The sequence below is a fragment of the Escherichia sp. MOD1-EC6842 genome (genome assembly GCF_002965705.1).
In the GTDB taxonomy this organism is placed as follows: Bacteria; Pseudomonadota; Gammaproteobacteria; order Enterobacterales; family Enterobacteriaceae; genus Escherichia; species Escherichia ruysiae.
Window position 1 is genome coordinate 1 of record NZ_PTRF01000020.1, and the last position, 16,471, is coordinate 16,471.

Here is a 16,471-nt window from a genome sequence, read left to right on the forward strand (position 1 = left end):
TTTATCGTCTTGCGACGTTAAGAATCCGTATCTTCGAGTGCCCACACAGATTGTCTGATAAATTGTTAAAGAGCAGTGCCGCTTCGCTTTTTCTCAGCGGCGCGGGGTGTGCATAATACGCTTTCCCGCTACAGAGTCAAGCATTTTTTGCTTTTCTCTGTTGAGATTCTCAGGAGAATCCCTCTGACCCGGCGGCGTGTTTGCCGTTGTTCCGTGTCAGTGGTGGCGCATTATAGGGAGTTATTCTGAGCTGACAAGAGGAAATTTAAAATAATTTTCCGAATGCGCGTTTTTTATCCTTTATGCTTATTTCAGCGTCGGTTTGTCGGTTAAATGGGCGATTTCTCGGGCGAAATTCGCCACTTGCTCCCAATCGGTGTAGACAACTTCTTTGCGCGTATCCGTTTCTCCGCCTGACATCTTCATAATCAGCTTGATCATAAAGCGGTCGTACCAACGATAGCGTGGATAACGCAGCGCCCCGGCAATGACTGCACAGCGATCGGGACGCCATTGTGAGTTCATCAGAAACTTCCGCGCGTAGCTATTGGTCTGCACAGTACGCTTCTCCGGTTTGCGCGCCACCAGATTCACGGAGTAAAAGGCGCTCGGCATCGAGTTCAGCTGCGTCGCATGTTTTTTGACAAATTCCTGGAACGCAGAATGGTAGTGACCGTAGCGAATAGAAGCGCCAATAACCACGCGATCGTAGTTTTCCCACTGTGGCTCTTCAATGCGGTGCACATTAGCGACATCCGCCTGTATCCCCAGTTCTTTCAATTCCGAAGCCAGGTAGGAGGCAATCTCGCGCGTTTGTCCGTCCCTTGTTGAGAAAAGAATTAATGTTTTCACGTATTACTCCATCATTCACGCCAGAAAGTCGGGGTAAAGAGCACCAGCAATGTAAAGACCTCCAGACGACCAAACAGCATGTTGGCAATCAGGATCCATTTAGCCACCGGGTTCATACTGGTAAAGTTATCAGCAACCACGCCAAGCCCTGGCCCCAGGTTATTCAATGTCGCAACAACCGAGGCAAAGGCAGAAAAGTCATCCACGCCCGTGGCGATAATCGCCAGCATACTGACAATAAACACCAATGCATAGGCGGAGAAAAATCCCCAAACGGCTTCGAGGATACGTTCCGGCAGTGCGCGATTCCCCAGCTTAATGCTATAGACGGCGTTCGGATGCACCAGTCGTTTCAGCTCACGGTTCCCCTGCTTGAACAGCAGCAGGATGCGGATCACTTTCAGGCCACCGCCCGTTGACCCGGCGCAACCACCGATAAAAGCAGAGCATAACAGCAGTACTGGCAAGAAGAGCGGCCAACGGGCAATGCTGTCTGTCGTAAATCCGGCAGTCGTCGCCATAGACACCACCTGGAAAAATGCCTGGTTAATCGTCATCAGCGCCGAACTGTAGACATTATGAAACCACAGAACGAGTGTACAAATAACCACCAGCGTAAACTGTACGCCGATAAACATGCGAAATTCCGGATCGCGCCAATAAACCTTCAGACTGCGCCCACTTAACAGCGAAAAGTGCAGACCGTAGTTACAGCCGGAGATCAGCAGGAAGATAGCAATGATGGTGTTAATCGTCGGGCTGTCGAAATAGCCAACGCTGGCATCATGGGTTGAGAAGCCACCAATGGCGATTGTAGCGAAGCTATGTCCGATGGCATCAAAGGCATTCATTCCGGCAAACCACAGCGCCAGCGCACAGGCGACGGTCAGCAAGACATAAATCAGCCACAAGGTTTTCGCCGTTTCCGCAATACGCGGGCGCATTTTGTTATCTTTCAGCGGGCCGGGCATTTCCGCGCGATAGAGCTGCATCCCACCAACGCCGAGGATAGGCAGTATCGCTACCGCCAGCACGATGATCCCCATCCCGCCAAACCATTGCAGCATCTGGCGATAAAAGAGGATAGCGTGAGGGAGTGAATCCAGCCCCACCAGCGTAGTGGCCCCGGTGGTGGTCAGGCCGGAGAAAGATTCAAAAAACGCATCGGTAATCGTAAGGTTCGGGCTTTCCGAGAAGATAAAAGGGAGCGCACCGACGCTACCCAGCACCGTCCAGAACAGCACCACAATCAGAAACCCTTCGCGGGATTTCAGTTCGCCCTTCTCTTTACGGTTCGGCCACCACAGCATAGAGCCAATGGCGAGGGCGACAAAAAAGGTCTGGGTAAAAGCGCGGCCTGCCCCATCCCGGTAGATGAGTGCTACCAGCCCAGGGATAATCATGGTCCCTGAAAATAAGATGACCAGTAGTCCAACGATTCGGGTAATGGCGCGAAAATGCATCTCTGCCGCTTCCTTAGTTCTGCAAAACGAAGTGGGGATTATTCTTCAATCGCTAACAATTGCAATGAACCACGGCTAAAATCCGCCAGCTTTGCGGAAAATTCAGCCACTTTCGCCGCCGGAAGCGCCACCCGCAGCAGAACGAATGCCTGATAATCACTGTTGATAATTTTGCCGCCACACTGCCCCAGCAACGCTTCAATGCCGGTTAACTGACTATATTCACATTGCAAAGTATATTCGGTTAATGGCGTCTTGCGTTGGGTCGTTAGCTGGCGCAGCGCCTGATTCACGCCACCGCCATACGCTTTCACTAACCCACCAGTGCCCAGCAAGATGCCGCCGTAGTAGCGCACCACCACAGCGGTAATTTCCCCGACGCCGCTGCCCATTAGTTGGGCGAGCATCGGTTTACCTGCCGTTCCTGCCGGTTCTCCATCATCAGAGAAACCCAGTTGTTGAGAATCATCCGGTGCGCCAGCTACCCACGCCACGCAATGGTGGCGGGCATCGGGGTGCTCTGCCCTTACTGATTCAACAAACGCTTTCGCCGCCTCGACGCCATCGGTATGTGCCAACAGCGTAATGAAGCGGCTCTTTTTGATCTCTTCAACAACCGTGACCGGTGCCGCAGGAATTAACCAGCTTTCCATCACGCCAGTTTCAGATCCCGGGTCATGTTTTCCACGTTGTTTTCGTGGATCACCACGTTGTCTTCGATACGAATGCCGCCGAACGGTTTCAGTGCTTCAATTTTCTGCCAGTTGAAATGTTTGCTGAACTGCCCTTCACGCCACGGCGCCAGCAACGATTCGATGAAGTAGATACCCGGTTCGATGGTTAAAACCATGCCTGGCTGGAGAATACGGGTGCAACGCAGGTACGGATATTTTGCCGGTGCCGCGAGGTGCGTACCGCTATCATCCTGCATAAAACCGGCTACGTCATGCACCTGCAGACCAAGCGGATGGCCAATACCGTGCGGCATAAACGGTCCGGTGAGATCGTTTTCGACCATCGCTTCTTCACTCATATCGGTGATGATTTGATGTTTACGCAGCAGTTTGGCGATGCGCTGATGGAACTGGATGTGGTAATCCACATAGCTTACGCCTGCTTTCATGGTGGCGATCAGCGCCAGTTGTTCATCATTTACGTCTTTCACCAGCTGTGCATAGTCGTTGTCGCTTTTTGCTGACCAGGTACGGGTCAGGTCAGCCGCATAGCCGTTATATTCTGCCCCGGCATCCAGCAGGAAGCTGCGCATCTCTTCCGGCGCCTGATGATCCAGTTTGGTGTAATGCAGCACCGCAGCATGTTCGTTAAGCGCCACAATGTTGCTGTAAGGCACGTCGGTATCACGATGACCAGTCGCAGTCAGATAGGCAATATTGATATCGAACTCGCTCATGCCAGAACGGAAGGCTTCTTCTGCCGCGCGATGACCGTTGACTGCCATTTTCTGCGCTTCACGCATACAGGCCAGTTCGTACTCGGTTTTAAAGGAGCGGTAATAATGCAGGTAGTCGATAACCCCTTTCGGGTTAATGTTACTGGCCTCAATGCCCAGTTGCAGCGCACGTTCCGGCACAGGGCCGATATAACCGATATTGCCGCGCGCAGCGGGCAGCAGGCTACCAATGCCATCGGCTTTCGGCAGCGCGATCACTTCCACATCCTCAGTCCAGAAAGAGGTCGGCAGCGGTTCGACGTTGTGCCAGTAATCAACCGGCAGATAAAACCACAGTTTCGGCTTGTTCACGCCATCCACCAGCAGCCAGCAGTTTGGCACCTGAGTTACCGGCACCCACGCTTTGAATTGCGGGTTCACTTTAAACGGATAGGGATGATCGTCGAGAAAAACGTTGAATAGCTCGCCGGAGTGAATAAGTAATGCATCCAGCTTGAAACGCGCCAGCGCATCGCGAGTCCGTTCCTGTAAGGTAGCTATATGATTTTTATAGAGCGAGGCCAGTGATTCCATTTTTTACCCTTCTGTTTTTTTGACCTTAAGTCTCCGCATCTTAGCACAACGTTAATACAGAGCGTGATTTCTGCCGAGCGTGATCGAATTGGCATTTCTTTAATCTTTTGTTTGCATATTTTTAACACAAAATACACACTTCGTTTCATCTGGTACGACCAGATCACCTTGCGGATTCAGGAGACTGACATGCTTTACAAAGGCGACACCCTGTACCTTGACTGGCTGGAAGATGGCATTGCCGAACTGGTATTTGATGCCCCAGGCTCAGTTAATAAACTCGACACTGCGACCGTCGCCAGCCTTGGCGAGGCCATCGGTGTGCTGGAACAGCAATCAGATTTAAAAGGGCTGCTGCTGCGTTCGAACAAAGCAGCCTTTATCGTCGGTGCTGATATCACCGAATTTTTGTCCCTGTTCCTCGTTCCCGAAGAACAGTTAAGCCAGTGGCTGCACTTTGCCAATAGCGTGTTTAATCGCCTGGAAGATCTGCCGGTGCCGACCATTGCTGCCGTCAACGGCTATGCGCTGGGCGGTGGCTGCGAATGCGTGCTGGCAACCGATTATCGTCTGGCGACGCCGGATCTGCGTATCGGTCTGCCGGAAACCAAACTGGGCATCATGCCGGGCTTTGGCGGCTCCGTGCGTATGCCACGTATGCTGGGCGCTGACAGTGCGCTGGAAATCATTGCCGCCGGTAAAGATGTCGGCGCGGATCAGGCGCTGAAAATCGGTCTGGTGGATGGCGTAGTCAAAGCAGAAAAACTACTTGAAGGCGCAATGGCGATTTTACGCCAGGCCATTAACGGCGACCTCGACTGGAAAGCGAAACGTCAACCGAAGCTGGAACCGCTAAAACTGAGCAAGATTGAAGCCACCATGAGCTTCACCATCGCTAAAGGGATGGTCGCACAAACAGCAGGGAAACATTACCCCGCGCCCATCACCGCAGTAAAAACTATTGAAGCGGCGGCCCGTTTTGGTCGTGAAGAAGCCTTAAACCTGGAAAACAAAAGTTTTGTCCCGCTGGCGCACACCAACGAAGCTCGCGCACTGGTCGGCATTTTCCTTAACGATCAATATGTAAAAAGCAAAGCGAAGAAACTCACCAAAGACGTTGAAACCCCGAAACAGGCCGCCGTGCTGGGCGCAGGCATTATGGGCGGCGGTATCGCTTACCAGTCCGCGTGGAAGGGCGTGCCGGTTGTCATGAAAGATATCAACGACAAGTCGTTAACCCTCGGCATGACCGAAGCCGCGAAACTGCTGAACAAGCAGCTTGAGCGCGGCAAGATCGATGGTCTGAAACTGGCTGGCGTGATCTCCACAATTCACCCAACGCTCGACTACGCCGGGTTTGACCGTGTGGATGTTGTGGTAGAAGCGGTTGTTGAAAACCCGAAAGTGAAAAAAGCCGTGCTGGCAGAAACCGAGCAGAAAGTTCGCCCGGATACCGTGCTGGCTTCTAATACTTCAACCATTCCTATCAGCGAACTGGCCAATGCGCTGGAACGCCCGGAAAACTTCTGCGGGATGCACTTCTTTAACCCGGTGCACCGGATGCCGTTGGTGGAAATTATTCGTGGTGAGAAAAGCTCCGACGAAACCATCGCGAAAGTCGTCGCCTGGGCGAGCAAGATGGGCAAGACGCCGATTGTGGTGAACGACTGCCCCGGCTTCTTCGTTAACCGCGTACTGTTCCCCTACTTCGCCGGATTCAGCCAGTTGCTACGCGACGGCGCGGACTTCCGCAAAATCGACAAAGTGATGGAAAAACAGTTCGGCTGGCCAATGGGTCCGGCATACCTGCTGGATGTCGTGGGGGTTGATACCGCGTACCACGCTCAGGCCGTGATGGCAGCAGGCTTCCCGCAGCGGATGCAGAAAGATTATCGCGATGCCATCGACGCGCTGTTTGATGCCAACCGCTTTGGTCAGAAGAACGGCCTCGGTTTCTGGCGTTATAAAGAAGACAGCAAAGGTAAGCCGAAGAAAGAAGAAGACGCCGCCGTTGACGACCTGCTGGCAGAAGTCAGCCAGCCGAAGCGCGATTTCAGTGAGGAAGAGATTATCGCCCGCATGATGATCCCGATGGTCAACGAAGTGGTGCGCTGTCTGGAAGAGGGCATTATCGCCACTCCGGCAGAAGCGGATATGGCGCTGGTCTACGGCCTGGGCTTCCCTCCGTTCCACGGCGGCGCGTTCCGCTGGCTGGACACCCTCGGCAGCGCGAAATACCTCGATATGGCACAGCAATATCAGCACCTCGGCCCGCTGTATGAAGTGCCGGAAGGTCTGCGTAATAAAGCACGTCATAACGAACCGTACTATCCCCCGGTTGAGCCAGCCCGTCCGGTTGGCGACCTGAAAACGGCTTAAGGAGTCACAATGGAACAGGTTGTCATTGTCGATGCAATTCGCACCCCGATGGGCCGTTCGAAGGGCGGTGCTTTTCGTAACGTGCGTGCGGAAGATCTCTCCGCTCATTTAATGCGTAGCCTGCTGGCGCGTAATCCGGCGCTGGAAGCGGCTGCTCTCGATGATATTTACTGGGGCTGTGTGCAGCAAACGCTGGAGCAGGGTTTTAATATCGCCCGTAACGCGGCGCTGTTGGCAGAAGTGCCGCACTCTGTCCCGGCAGTTACCGTCAATCGCTTGTGTGGTTCATCCATGCAGGCACTGCATGACGCAGCACGAATGATCATGACCGGCGATGCGCAGGCATGTCTGGTTGGCGGCGTGGAGCATATGGGCCATGTGCCGATGAGTCACGGCGTCGATTTTCACCCCGGCCTGAGCCGCAATGTCGCCAAAGCGGCGGGCATGATGGGCTTAACGGCAGAAATGCTGGCGCGTATGCACGGTATCAGCCGTGAAATGCAGGATGCCTTTGCCGCGCGATCACACGCTCGCGCCTGGGCCGCCACGCAGTCGGGGGCATTTAAAAATGAAATCATCCCGACCGGTGGTCACGATGCCGACGGCGTCCTGAAGCAGTTTAATTATGACGAAGTGATTCGACCGGAAACTACCGTGGAAGCCCTCGCCACGCTGCGTCCGGCGTTTGATCCAGTCAGCGGTACGGTAACGGCGGGTACATCTTCTGCGCTCTCCGATGGCGCAGCTGCCATGCTGGTAATGAGTGAAAGCCGCGCCCGTGAATTAGGTCTTAAGCCGCGCGCCCGTGTGCGTTCGATGGCGGTTGTTGGTTGTGATCCGTCGATTATGGGTTACGGCCCGGTTCCGGCCTCTAAGCTGGCGTTGAAAAAAGCGGGGCTTTCTGCCAGCGACATCGGCGTGTTTGAAATGAACGAAGCCTTTGCCGCGCAGATCCTGCCGTGTATTAAAGATCTGGGACTGATGGAACAGATTGACGAGAAGATCAACCTCAACGGTGGCGCGATCGCGCTGGGTCATCCGCTGGGTTGTTCCGGTGCGCGTATCAGTACCACGCTGCTGAATCTGATGGAACGCAAAGACGTCCAGTTTGGTCTGGCGACGATGTGTATCGGTCTGGGTCAGGGTATTGCGACGGTGTTTGAGCGGGTTTAAACACTTGCCGGATGCGGCGTGACGCCTTATCCGGTCTACCGTTCCAGCACCAATTGTAGGTCTGATAAGACGCGACAGCGTCGCATCAGGCACTGTTTGCCGGATGCGACATAGATCTAAATGCCACTGATAAAGTTTTAGTTGCCGTTCTTCCCGCCTGTCAGGGGCGGGTTTTTTATGGCTTAGATAAACGCAAACGCATCGCCAAACAGGCGATCTTCCCGCGCATTACGCTCACTGCAAAACAGGTCACGGGCTATTTTCGCCATCTCAAAACGTCCGGCAATGTAGATATCATGCTCTGCCAGCGTACCGTGATCCTGCAATACCGCCGTTAACACTGTGCCAGTACGCCCACGCCAGCCCGCTTCCGGTTGTTCAACCACCGGCACCACTTGCAAACCTGGATGCTTAAGCGAAAGCGCCTCAAGCTCGCAGAGATCATAAAGATGCTGCTCTTCACGCCCGCCCCAGTAAATGGTGATATCACGATTGGGATTACGCGCCAGCGCCGTCAGCAAAATCGAGCGCGCATAAGAGAAACCGGTGCCGCCCGCAATCAGAATCATTGGTCGTTCTTCATCATCGCGCAGCCATGCCTCACCGTGCGGAATATCGACCACGATTTGATGATCTTTAAGAATGCGATCCATGACTGCTTTCGCGTAAAGGTTGATTTCAGAAGCGCCAATATGCAGCTCAATGAAACCTTTTTCATCCGGCGTCGAGGCCATTGAGAACGGACGTTTGTCGCGCTCATCCATCACTACCATCAAATACTGACCAGCACGAAAAGAAAAGGCCGCGTCTGGCACGATTCGGACACGATATACAGTATCCGTGATAGCTTCTACCGAGGTCACTTTACAGCTTAAGGTTGTCATGCGCTTTCTCTGTCGGATCGATAAATAGGGCAATACAAACGCGCCTCAGGCGCTTTTACCGTTGTTAAAAATAGCCAGCTCATCCCAGATTGCGTCAATACGCGCGACAACGTCCGGATCTTTTTTGATAGGACGCCCCCACTCGCGCTGGGTTTCCCCTGGCCATTTATTCGTGGCATCCAGCCCCATTTTTGAACCCAGCCCGGAAACAGGCGAGGCAAAATCCAGATAATCAATGGGCGTGTTTTCAACCAGCACCGTATCCCGCGCTGGGTCCATACGGGTAGTAATCGCCCAAATCACATCGTTCCAGTCGCGTGCGTTGACATCATCATCGCAAACGATCACAAATTTGGTGTACATAAACTGGCGTAAAAACGACCAGACGCCCATCATGACGCGCTTCGCGTGCCCGGCGTATTGCTTTTTGATCGTCACGACCGCCAGACGATAAGAGCAACCTTCCGGCGGAAGGTAGAAATCGACAATTTCCGGGAATTGTTTTTGCAGAATCGGCACGAACACTTCGTTCAACGCCACGCCCAGTACCGCAGGTTCATCCGGCGGGCGACCAGTATAGGTGGAGTGGTAAATCGCATCTTCACGCTGAGTAATATGCGTCACGGTAAATACCGGGAAACTATCGACTTCGTTATAGTAACCGGTGTGGTCGCCATACGGCCCTTCTGGCGCCGTTTCGCCTTGTTCGATATACCCTTCCAGCACAATTTCCGCACTGGCGGGCACTTCAAGGTCATTGGAGATACACTTCACCACTTCGGTCTTGGTGCCGCGCAGCAATCCGGCAAACGCATACTCTGAAAGTGTATCCGGAACGGGGGTGACTGCACCGAGAATAGTAGCGGGATCAGCACCCAGCGCCACAGAAACCGGGAAACGTTCACCCGGATGCGCCGCACACCACTCCTGGAAATCCAGCGCACCGCCGCGATGCGACAACCAGCGCATAATCAGTTTATTTTTACCAATCAACTGTTGACGATAAATACCCAGATTCTGCCGCTCTTTGTGCGGGCCACGCGTTACGGTCAACCCCCAGGTAATCAGCGGAGCGGCATCTTCCGGCCAGCAGGTCATAATGGGAATACGGTTAAGATCGACATCCTCGCCGGAGACGATTTTTTGCTGACAAGGCGCACCACGTAACCGTTTCGTTGGCATGTTCAACACCTGCTTAAACTGCGGCAGCTTATCAAACAGGTCGCGGAAACCTTTTGGCGGCTCCGGCTCTTTCAGAAACGCCAATAATTTACCGACTTCACGCAGCGCCGAAACATCTTCCTGCCCCATGCCCATCGCTACACGCTTAGGCGTACCGAACAGGTTACACAGCACCGGCATTGAGTACCCTTTAGGGTTTTCGAACAACAGCGCAGGCCCACCGGCGCGCAAAGTGCGGTCAGCAATTTCAGTGATTTCCAGATGCGGATCCACCGGGAGCGTGATACGTTTTAGCTCACCCTGCTGTTCAAGCAGCGTCAAGAAGTCGCGTAAATCGTTATATTTCATGGCGTCCATTGTAGCCTCTTAATCTGCGCCCATTATACGGCGTTCATCTTCGCGATGCTGTAAATTTGTTAAATTAGCGTGAACTCAGGCGCTATAACGCAAACCGGGGAATATAATTAACTTAACGCATCGCTTTTGCTATTCTTGCGCCCCGATTAAACGGATAAGAGTCATTATGCAATCCTGGTATTTACTGTACTGCAAGCGCGGGCAACTTCAACGTGCCCAGGAACACCTCGAAAGACAGGCCGTTAATTGCCTGGCGCCGATGATCACCCTGGAAAAAATCGTGCGTGGCAAACGTACCGCAGTCAGTGAGCCGTTGTTCCCCAACTACCTGTTTGTGGAATTTGATCCAGAAGTGATTCATACCACTACCATCAACGCTACACGTGGCGTCAGCCACTTCGTGCGCTTTGGTGCATCGCCAGCGATAGTCCCATCGGCAGTGATTCATCAGCTGTCGGTGTATAAACCGGAAAACATTGTCGATCCGGCAACACCATACCCAGGTGATAAGGTGATTATTACCGAAGGCGCATTCGAAGGTTTTCAGGCCATTTTCACCGAGCCTGACGGCGAGGCACGCTCCATGCTATTGCTTAATCTTATCAATAAAGAAATTAAGCACAGCGTGAAGAACACCGAGTTCCGCAAACTCTAGAACGCAATCCCAAACAGTGTTTTGACATTCGCATCTGTGGTAGCCGCCAGCCACGCAGCATCCTCCCCTCGCCAGTATGCAATACGTTGCAGAATATGGGGCAGATACGCAGGCTCGTTACGCCGTGACGATGGCTTTGGCGTGAGATCGCGCGGGAGCAAATACGGCGCATCGGTTTCGATCAGCAATTTCTCCGCAGGAATAAGTGGCAACAGATCACGCAATTCCTGCCCTCGTCGTTCATCGCAAACCCAACCTGTAATGCCGATATAAATTCCACGCGCCACGCACGCCTGCATCTCTTCGCGTGTGCCGGTAAAGCAATGAAGAACCGCACCAGGAAGTTTATCCAGCCACGGCTCCAGCAATGTCATAAACCGCTCGTGGGCATCGCGACAGTGCATAAATACCGGCATGTTTAATTCTGCGGCAATACGTAGCTGGGCAACAAAAGCACGTTCCTGCTCTTCCGGCGTAGAAAAGTTGCGGTTAAAGTCGAGCCCACACTCACCAATTGCCACCACTTCTGGCAGCGCGGCCAGCTCAATAATCGCTTCTTCGGTCGCAGCTTGCCACTGGCTGCTGTCATGAGGATGCACGCCCGCCGTTGACCAACAGTGCGGATACTGACGCGCCAGTTTTTGCGCCTGCTGGCTTTCTCGCAGGTTAGTACCGGTGATAAGTAGCCCATCAACTCCCGCGCCAAAAGCGCGCTCTACAACATCATCACGATCTTTCGCAAATTGTGAACTGGTCAAATTAACGCCGATATCAAACATCCTGCACTCCATATGACAACCGCCCTGACGGGCGGTTGAATTTATTCTTCAGTTTTTTCGCTTTCAGCGTCGTTTTCTTCTTCCCGGTTTCGGCCTTTACCAACATAAAAGCGTGAGAAGAAGACACCGATTTCAAACAGGCAGTACATCGGAATCGCCAACAGCGTTTGCGAGAAGACATCCGGCGGCGTCAGCAGCATCCCGACGACGAATGCGCCAACCAGCACATACGGGCGTTTTTTGCGTAAGTCTTCTGGCGAGGTGATCCCCATCCAGCACAGCAGCACAATGGCAACCGGCACTTCAAACGAAACACCAAATGCCATAAACAACGCCATAACGAAGCTTAAGTAGCTGGCGATGTCGGTGGATACCTGTACCCCTTCCGGCGCAGTATTGGCGAGGAAGCCAAATGCCAGCGGAAAGACCACGAAGTAAGCGAACGCCATGCCGATATAAAACAGCAGAGAGCTGGAAACCAGCAGGGGCACCACCAGGCGACGTTCGTGCTTATACAACGCCGGGGCGATAAACGCCCACACCTGATAGAGAATCACCGGCGCTGACAGAATCAGCGACACCATAAAAGTCAGCTTGATCGGCGTAAAGAACGGCGAGGCCACATCGGTGGCGATCATCGTTGAACCTTGCGGCAATTGCTTGATCAACGGCGCGGATACCAGGTGATAGATATCATTGGCGAAATAGACCAGGCACAGAAATATCACGATCACCGCGATAATGCAGTTCAGCAGACGCTTACGCAGCTCAATCAGATGCGTGATAAGCGGTTGAGTATCTTCTACAGACATGTTTACGGTTTATCACTCGACGAAGGGGAAGGTGCAGCGGTTTTTGGTTCAACGTCCGCAGCAGGTTTTACCACCGGCTCTGGCGTGGTTTCTGGCTTCTGTTCCGGCGAACTGGCCTGCGTTTGTGCAGAGGCAGGGGTTACTCCCTCATGCGCAGCTTCATTATCTTTCACCACCGGGTTATGGATGGTGTGCGCTTCATCGCTCGCCTTTTCAGGATCGTTTGCAACATAGGAACGCTTCATCGATTCCGCAGCCTGGCGCAGTTCATCCATTGACGCTTTCAGTTCAGGCGTCAGGTTGGTCAGGCTTGCCTTTTCAACCTTTTTCAGGCTGTCCTGAAACTCCTGGAGTTTTAACTCCTGAGTCAGTTCGTTCTGCACCGTTGTCGCCAGTGAACGCAACGCGCGAATCCAGCCCGCTACCGTTTTTACCGCCACAGGCAGTCGTTGCGGCCCCAGAACGACGAGGCCGATGATGAACACCAATAGCAGTTCGCTAAAACCGATATCAAACACGGATTACACCTGCTCTTTATCGTGGCGCTTTGCGTCTTCTGTTTTAGCCTGTTCCTGATTCGTATCCGCCTGCTTATCGGCGATAGTTTTCGCAGTAAAATCAGCATCCTGACTGGTTTTATCCTGCTTTGGTTCATCATCGCTCATTGCTTTTTTAAAGCCTTTGATCGACGCACCAAGATCGGAACCGATGGAGCCGAGCTTTTTGGTGCCAAAAAGCAGTACAACGATGACGGCAATAATCAATAACTGCCAAATACTGATACCACCCATACATGTTCCTCTGTGGTAGATGATGATTAAACAAGGCCGCATTATACGTTACACGGCCCGCCTTGAGCGATGAAAAAATCAGCGTGTTTTGCGCCAACCGACAAACCAGGCGATCAAACCACCTGCCATTAACCAGCCGGGCATCAGCCCCCATTCAGGTCGGTTGACCAACAAGAATGTGCCGCTTAATACTAACGTCGCGCCAATTCCAAGAAAATAACGCGATTGTCCCTGACGTACATGATTTGACTGAAGCTCGCGGGCAATCTTATCAACACTGTGCTGTAAATACTTGCCCTGGCGCAAACTGTCGTAAACCAGTTCAGGCAGTTCTGGCATTTTTTCGACCCAGAACGGCGCTTTTTCTTTAAATGCTCTCACCAGCGCAGGAATACCGACCTGATCTTTAATCCACGACTCCAGGAAAGGCTTCGCCGTTTTCCATAAATCGAGCTGCGGATAAAGCTGGCGTCCTACCCCTTCGATGTAGAGCAAGGTTTTCTGGAGTAACACCAGTTGCGGCTGTACTTCCATATTGAAGCGACGCGCCGTATTAAACAGATTTAACAGCACATGTCCAAACGAAATTTCGGCCAGGGGTTTCTCAAAGATTGGTTCACAGACAGTACGAATAGCAAATTCGAACTCTTCAACGTTGGTATCTGGCGGCACCCAGCCAGAATCAACGTGCAGCTCTGCCACTTTGCGATAATCGCGGTTAAAGAAGGCGATAAAGTTTTCTGCCAGATAGCGTTTATCTTCTTTGTTTAGCGAGCCAACAATCCCGCAATCAATGCCGATATATTTCGGGTTTTCCGGGTGTTCATAGCTTACGAAGATATTGCCAGGGTGCATATCGGCATGGAAAAAGCTGTCGCGAAAGACCTGAGTGAAGAACACCTGCACGCCGCGTTCAGCCAGCAATTTCATGTTGGTGCCGTTTTTCTCCAGCGCCGCAACATCAGACACCGGAATGCCGTAAATGCGCTCCATCACCATCATCCCTTCACTGCAATAGTCAGGGTAAACCTCCGGGATGTAGAGCATCGGGCTATTTTCGAAATTACGCCGAAGCTGAATGGCGTTGGCAGATTCCCGCAGCAAATTCAGTTCATCAATCAACGTCTTTTCGTACTCGCGCACCACTTCGGTTGGACGCAGACGGCGACCATCCGGCAGTAAACGCGGCACCCAACGCGCCAGACGATAGATGAGTTTCAGATCCGCTTTTATGACCGGCAAAATATCCGGGCGAATGACTTTAATCACCACCTCTTTGCCATTCGATTTCAGCCGCGCAGTATGTACCTGTGCAACGGAAGCCGATGCCAGCGGCTTAATGTCAAAATCATCAAACCACGCTTCCACCGGCAGACCGCCCATCGCCGCTTCAATTTGTGCTTTCGCCAGTTCGCCGTCAAAAGGCGCGACTTTATCCTGCAAGAGCGCCAGTTGGTCAGCAATATGCGGCGGAAAAAGGTCACGGCGGGTCGATAGCATCTGTCCAAATTTGATCCATACCGGACCCAGTTCTTGCAGCGCCAGTCGCAGTCGTTCACCTAATGGTTTGTCTTTATGCCGATTCGGCATCCAGAATAACGAGTATCGCCATAACCGCAACGGCAAAGTGATACGCATTTTAGGGATCAGTTCATCAAGTCCGTAACTTAAAAAAGTGCGAATGATGAAATACAGGCGCCGTACTTCACCTGGCGTCATTAAACTGCCTCCAGTTTTTCCAGCCGTTTGGTTAGCGCATCGACAGCACGTTCAACGGCGGATGTCTCTTCCGCAAACCAGGCCACTTCAAGCGGACCAGGTGCCATACGCCACTCTTCAGTAATGGCTTCAGCCACGTAGCGTTGCTGGCGTTTAATACCGTGATGCAGGAACTTCGCGCCACCACGCAGGGCTTTGCTGATGCCTTCGGCGGCGATATCACCCGTATAAGGTGCCAGCAGTTCAGCAGGGTCGAACTCCGCCAGATCTGCCAGCGCAACAAAGTTTTGCACCACCTGAATATCGCCCTGCACTTCCAGCTCACCACTGCGAATCAGTGCAGCAAGCTGCTGGCGATCGCGAAGTTTCGGCAACACGCTGGCATAAGCGATAACAGTGCAGTCAGCATCGCCTGCCCATTCTCCCAGTACATCGACCTGACGTTCGCTGAACACCAGAATCAACGATGTCGAAAAGCCTTTTACCTCCACGCGCAATACTTTACCCAGCAGACGCGAGCGGGCGGTTTTCAGCGCGGGTGAGCGATACAGGAAGGTGTTGAGCAGACTTTCGATTCCTGCCGTCACTAAAGGTTTAAAAGGCATTTCCGGTCTCCTGTCAGAACTTATAACCACGATGCAGCGCCACAACGCCAGCCGTCAGGTTGTAATAATCGACACTTTCGAATCCGGCATCTTGCATCATGGCTTTCAGAGTATCCTGATCGGGATGCATACGGATGGATTCAGCCAGATAACGGTAGCTGTCGGCGTCATTCGCGACTAGCGAGCCAATACGCGGCAGAACATGGAAGGAGTAAGCGTCATAAGCTTTGCTTAATGGTTCGATAATCGGTTTCGAGAACTCAAGCACCAGCAGGCGGCCGCCGGGTTTCAGCACGCGATACATTGAACGCAGTGCTTTATCTTTATCGGTGACGTTACGCAGACCAAACGAAATGGTGATGCAATCAAAGGTGTTATCCGGGAACGGCAGCGCCTCGGCGTTCGCCTGAACATACTCAACGTTGCCAATCACGCCGATATTACGCAGTTTCTCGCGCCCCATTTTGAGCATGGATTCATTGATATCGGCGAGGACTACCTTGCCAGTTTCACCGACCAGGCGGGAGAATTTCGCTGTCAGGTCGCCGGTGCCGCCAGCCAGATCCAGCACAGTTTGCCCACGGCGTACGCCGCTGCAATCGATCGTGAATCGCTTCCACAAACGATGAATACCAAATGACATCAAATCATTCATAACATCGTATTTCGATGCCACGGAATGGAAAACGTGGGCGACCATATCCGCTTTTTGCTCTTTCGCGACGGTCTGAAAACCAAAGTGCGTCGTTTCTTGTGACTTATCCACCATCTCAATGCCTGCTCATCAAAAAATTGTTCCAGAAGTGTAACAGATTGGGCGTCGATGCCCTAGATTT

At 52.7% G+C, this 16,471-nt stretch carries 16 protein-coding genes; 3 read left to right on the forward strand and 13 right to left on the reverse strand.

Going from position 1 to position 16,471, the window contains the following annotated elements; genetic code table 11:
- Nucleotides 1-306: 306 nt before the first annotated feature.
- Genes hemG through pepQ form a run of 4 tightly spaced genes read right to left on the reverse strand, consistent with a single transcriptional unit; the run spans nucleotide 307 to nucleotide 4,299 of the window.
- Nucleotides 307-852, reverse strand: a complete 546-nt coding sequence (gene hemG / locus A7Z29_RS19325; protein ID WP_000853955.1) for a menaquinone-dependent protoporphyrinogen IX dehydrogenase — start codon at nucleotides 850-852, stop codon at nucleotides 307-309.
- An 11-nt stretch (nucleotides 853-863) separates the two neighbouring features.
- Nucleotides 864-2,315: a Trk system potassium transporter TrkH gene (gene trkH / locus A7Z29_RS19330; RefSeq protein WP_000545681.1), complete on the reverse strand. Its 1,452-nt coding sequence runs from the start codon at nucleotides 2,313-2,315 to the stop codon at nucleotides 864-866.
- Nucleotides 2,316-2,353: 38 nt separating this feature from the next.
- Complete coding sequence (locus A7Z29_RS19335; protein WP_001353706.1) at nucleotides 2,354-2,968, reverse strand: IMPACT family protein; 615 nt, start codon at nucleotides 2,966-2,968, stop codon at nucleotides 2,354-2,356.
- Complete coding sequence (gene pepQ, locus A7Z29_RS19340; protein WP_000444561.1) at nucleotides 2,968-4,299, reverse strand: Xaa-Pro dipeptidase; 1,332 nt, start codon at nucleotides 4,297-4,299, stop codon at nucleotides 2,968-2,970. Before pepQ ends, A7Z29_RS19335 begins: the two co-directional genes overlap by 1 nt.
- A gap of 189 nt (nucleotides 4,300-4,488) precedes the next feature.
- On the opposite strand from pepQ, the gene fadB reads away from it, so the two are divergent.
- Together fadB and fadA are read left to right on the forward strand one after the other, a co-directional pair.
- Nucleotides 4,489-6,678 (forward strand): fatty acid oxidation complex subunit alpha FadB, encoded by a 2,190-nt coding sequence (gene fadB, locus A7Z29_RS19345; RefSeq protein WP_105290660.1) that lies wholly within the window; start codon nucleotides 4,489-4,491, stop codon nucleotides 6,676-6,678.
- 9 nt (nucleotides 6,679-6,687) lie between these two features.
- A complete protein-coding gene (gene fadA / locus A7Z29_RS19350; RefSeq protein ID WP_000438749.1) occupies nucleotides 6,688-7,851 on the forward strand; it encodes an acetyl-CoA C-acyltransferase FadA in 1,164 nt (387 codons plus the stop codon).
- A gap of 182 nt (nucleotides 7,852-8,033) precedes the next feature.
- Here the strand turns inward: fadA and fre are convergent, their stop codons facing one another.
- Together fre and ubiD are read right to left on the reverse strand one after the other, a co-directional pair.
- Nucleotides 8,034-8,735: an NAD(P)H-flavin reductase gene (gene fre / locus A7Z29_RS19355; protein ID WP_000209826.1), complete on the reverse strand. Its 702-nt coding sequence runs from the start codon at nucleotides 8,733-8,735 to the stop codon at nucleotides 8,034-8,036.
- A gap of 45 nt (nucleotides 8,736-8,780) precedes the next feature.
- Entirely contained in the window at nucleotides 8,781-10,274 is a 1,494-nt protein-coding gene (gene ubiD, locus A7Z29_RS19360; RefSeq protein WP_000339815.1) for a 4-hydroxy-3-polyprenylbenzoate decarboxylase, read from the reverse strand.
- Between the two features lie 166 nt (nucleotides 10,275-10,440).
- Between ubiD and rfaH the strand changes: the two genes are divergently transcribed.
- Nucleotides 10,441-10,929: a transcription/translation regulatory transformer protein RfaH gene (gene rfaH, locus A7Z29_RS19365; RefSeq protein ID WP_001192393.1), complete on the forward strand. Its 489-nt coding sequence runs from the start codon at nucleotides 10,441-10,443 to the stop codon at nucleotides 10,927-10,929.
- Here the strand turns inward: rfaH and tatD are convergent.
- From tatD to ubiE, 7 genes are all read right to left on the reverse strand, one after another.
- Nucleotides 10,926-11,708: a 3'-5' ssDNA/RNA exonuclease TatD gene (gene tatD / locus A7Z29_RS19370; RefSeq protein ID WP_024212574.1), complete on the reverse strand. Its 783-nt coding sequence runs from the start codon at nucleotides 11,706-11,708 to the stop codon at nucleotides 10,926-10,928. The two genes, rfaH and tatD, sit on opposite strands and share 4 nt — an antisense overlap.
- A gap of 41 nt (nucleotides 11,709-11,749) precedes the next feature.
- The gene (gene tatC / locus A7Z29_RS19375) at nucleotides 11,750-12,520 is read right to left on the reverse strand and encodes a Sec-independent protein translocase subunit TatC (protein WP_000109945.1); all 771 of its coding nucleotides are present in this window, start codon (nucleotides 12,518-12,520) and stop codon (nucleotides 11,750-11,752) included.
- Between the two features lie 2 nt (nucleotides 12,521-12,522).
- Nucleotides 12,523-13,038: a Sec-independent protein translocase protein TatB gene (gene tatB, locus A7Z29_RS19380; protein WP_105290661.1), complete on the reverse strand. Its 516-nt coding sequence runs from the start codon at nucleotides 13,036-13,038 to the stop codon at nucleotides 12,523-12,525.
- Between the two features lie 3 nt (nucleotides 13,039-13,041).
- Nucleotides 13,042-13,311 (reverse strand): Sec-independent protein translocase subunit TatA, encoded by a 270-nt coding sequence (tatA, locus tag A7Z29_RS19385; protein ID WP_001295260.1) that lies wholly within the window; start codon nucleotides 13,309-13,311, stop codon nucleotides 13,042-13,044.
- 78 nt (nucleotides 13,312-13,389) lie between these two features.
- Nucleotides 13,390-15,030 (reverse strand): ubiquinone biosynthesis regulatory protein kinase UbiB, encoded by a 1,641-nt coding sequence (ubiB, locus tag A7Z29_RS19390; protein WP_000187537.1) that lies wholly within the window; start codon nucleotides 15,028-15,030, stop codon nucleotides 13,390-13,392.
- A complete protein-coding gene (gene ubiJ, locus A7Z29_RS19395; protein WP_001116106.1) occupies nucleotides 15,030-15,635 on the reverse strand; it encodes a ubiquinone biosynthesis protein UbiJ in 606 nt (201 codons plus the stop codon). The genes ubiB and ubiJ overlap by 1 nt, the downstream gene beginning before the upstream one ends.
- 13 nt (nucleotides 15,636-15,648) lie before the next feature.
- Complete coding sequence (gene ubiE, locus A7Z29_RS19400) at nucleotides 15,649-16,404, reverse strand: bifunctional demethylmenaquinone methyltransferase/2-methoxy-6-polyprenyl-1,4-benzoquinol methylase UbiE (RefSeq protein WP_000227958.1); 756 nt, start codon at nucleotides 16,402-16,404, stop codon at nucleotides 15,649-15,651.
- Between the last annotated feature and the right edge of the window lie 67 nt (nucleotides 16,405-16,471).

Excerpts from the sequence above, each read along its gene's own strand:
- trkH (WP_000545681.1), bottom strand. The coding sequence starts at position 2,315 with ATGCATTTTCGCGCCATTACCCGAATCGTTGGACTACTGGTCATCTTA.
- A7Z29_RS19335 (WP_001353706.1), bottom strand. The coding sequence starts at position 2,968 with ATGGAAAGCTGGTTAATTCCTGCGGCACCGGTCACGGTTGTTGAAGAG.
- pepQ (WP_000444561.1), bottom strand. The coding sequence starts at position 4,299 with ATGGAATCACTGGCCTCGCTCTATAAAAATCATATAGCTACCTTACAG.
- fadB (WP_105290660.1), top strand. The coding sequence starts at position 4,489 with ATGCTTTACAAAGGCGACACCCTGTACCTTGACTGGCTGGAAGATGGC.
- fadA (WP_000438749.1), top strand. The coding sequence starts at position 6,688 with ATGGAACAGGTTGTCATTGTCGATGCAATTCGCACCCCGATGGGCCGT.
- fre (WP_000209826.1), bottom strand. The coding sequence starts at position 8,735 with ATGACAACCTTAAGCTGTAAAGTGACCTCGGTAGAAGCTATCACGGAT.
- ubiD (WP_000339815.1), bottom strand. The coding sequence starts at position 10,274 with ATGGACGCCATGAAATATAACGATTTACGCGACTTCTTGACGCTGCTT.
- rfaH (WP_001192393.1), top strand. The coding sequence starts at position 10,441 with ATGCAATCCTGGTATTTACTGTACTGCAAGCGCGGGCAACTTCAACGT.
- tatD (WP_024212574.1), bottom strand. The coding sequence starts at position 11,708 with ATGTTTGATATCGGCGTTAATTTGACCAGTTCACAATTTGCGAAAGAT.
- tatC (WP_000109945.1), bottom strand. The coding sequence starts at position 12,520 with ATGTCTGTAGAAGATACTCAACCGCTTATCACGCATCTGATTGAGCTG.
- tatA (WP_001295260.1), bottom strand. The coding sequence starts at position 13,311 with ATGGGTGGTATCAGTATTTGGCAGTTATTGATTATTGCCGTCATCGTT.
- ubiB (WP_000187537.1), bottom strand. The coding sequence starts at position 15,030 with ATGACGCCAGGTGAAGTACGGCGCCTGTATTTCATCATTCGCACTTTT.
- ubiJ (WP_001116106.1), bottom strand. The coding sequence starts at position 15,635 with ATGCCTTTTAAACCTTTAGTGACGGCAGGAATCGAAAGTCTGCTCAAC.
- ubiE (WP_000227958.1), bottom strand. The coding sequence starts at position 16,404 with ATGGTGGATAAGTCACAAGAAACGACGCACTTTGGTTTTCAGACCGTC.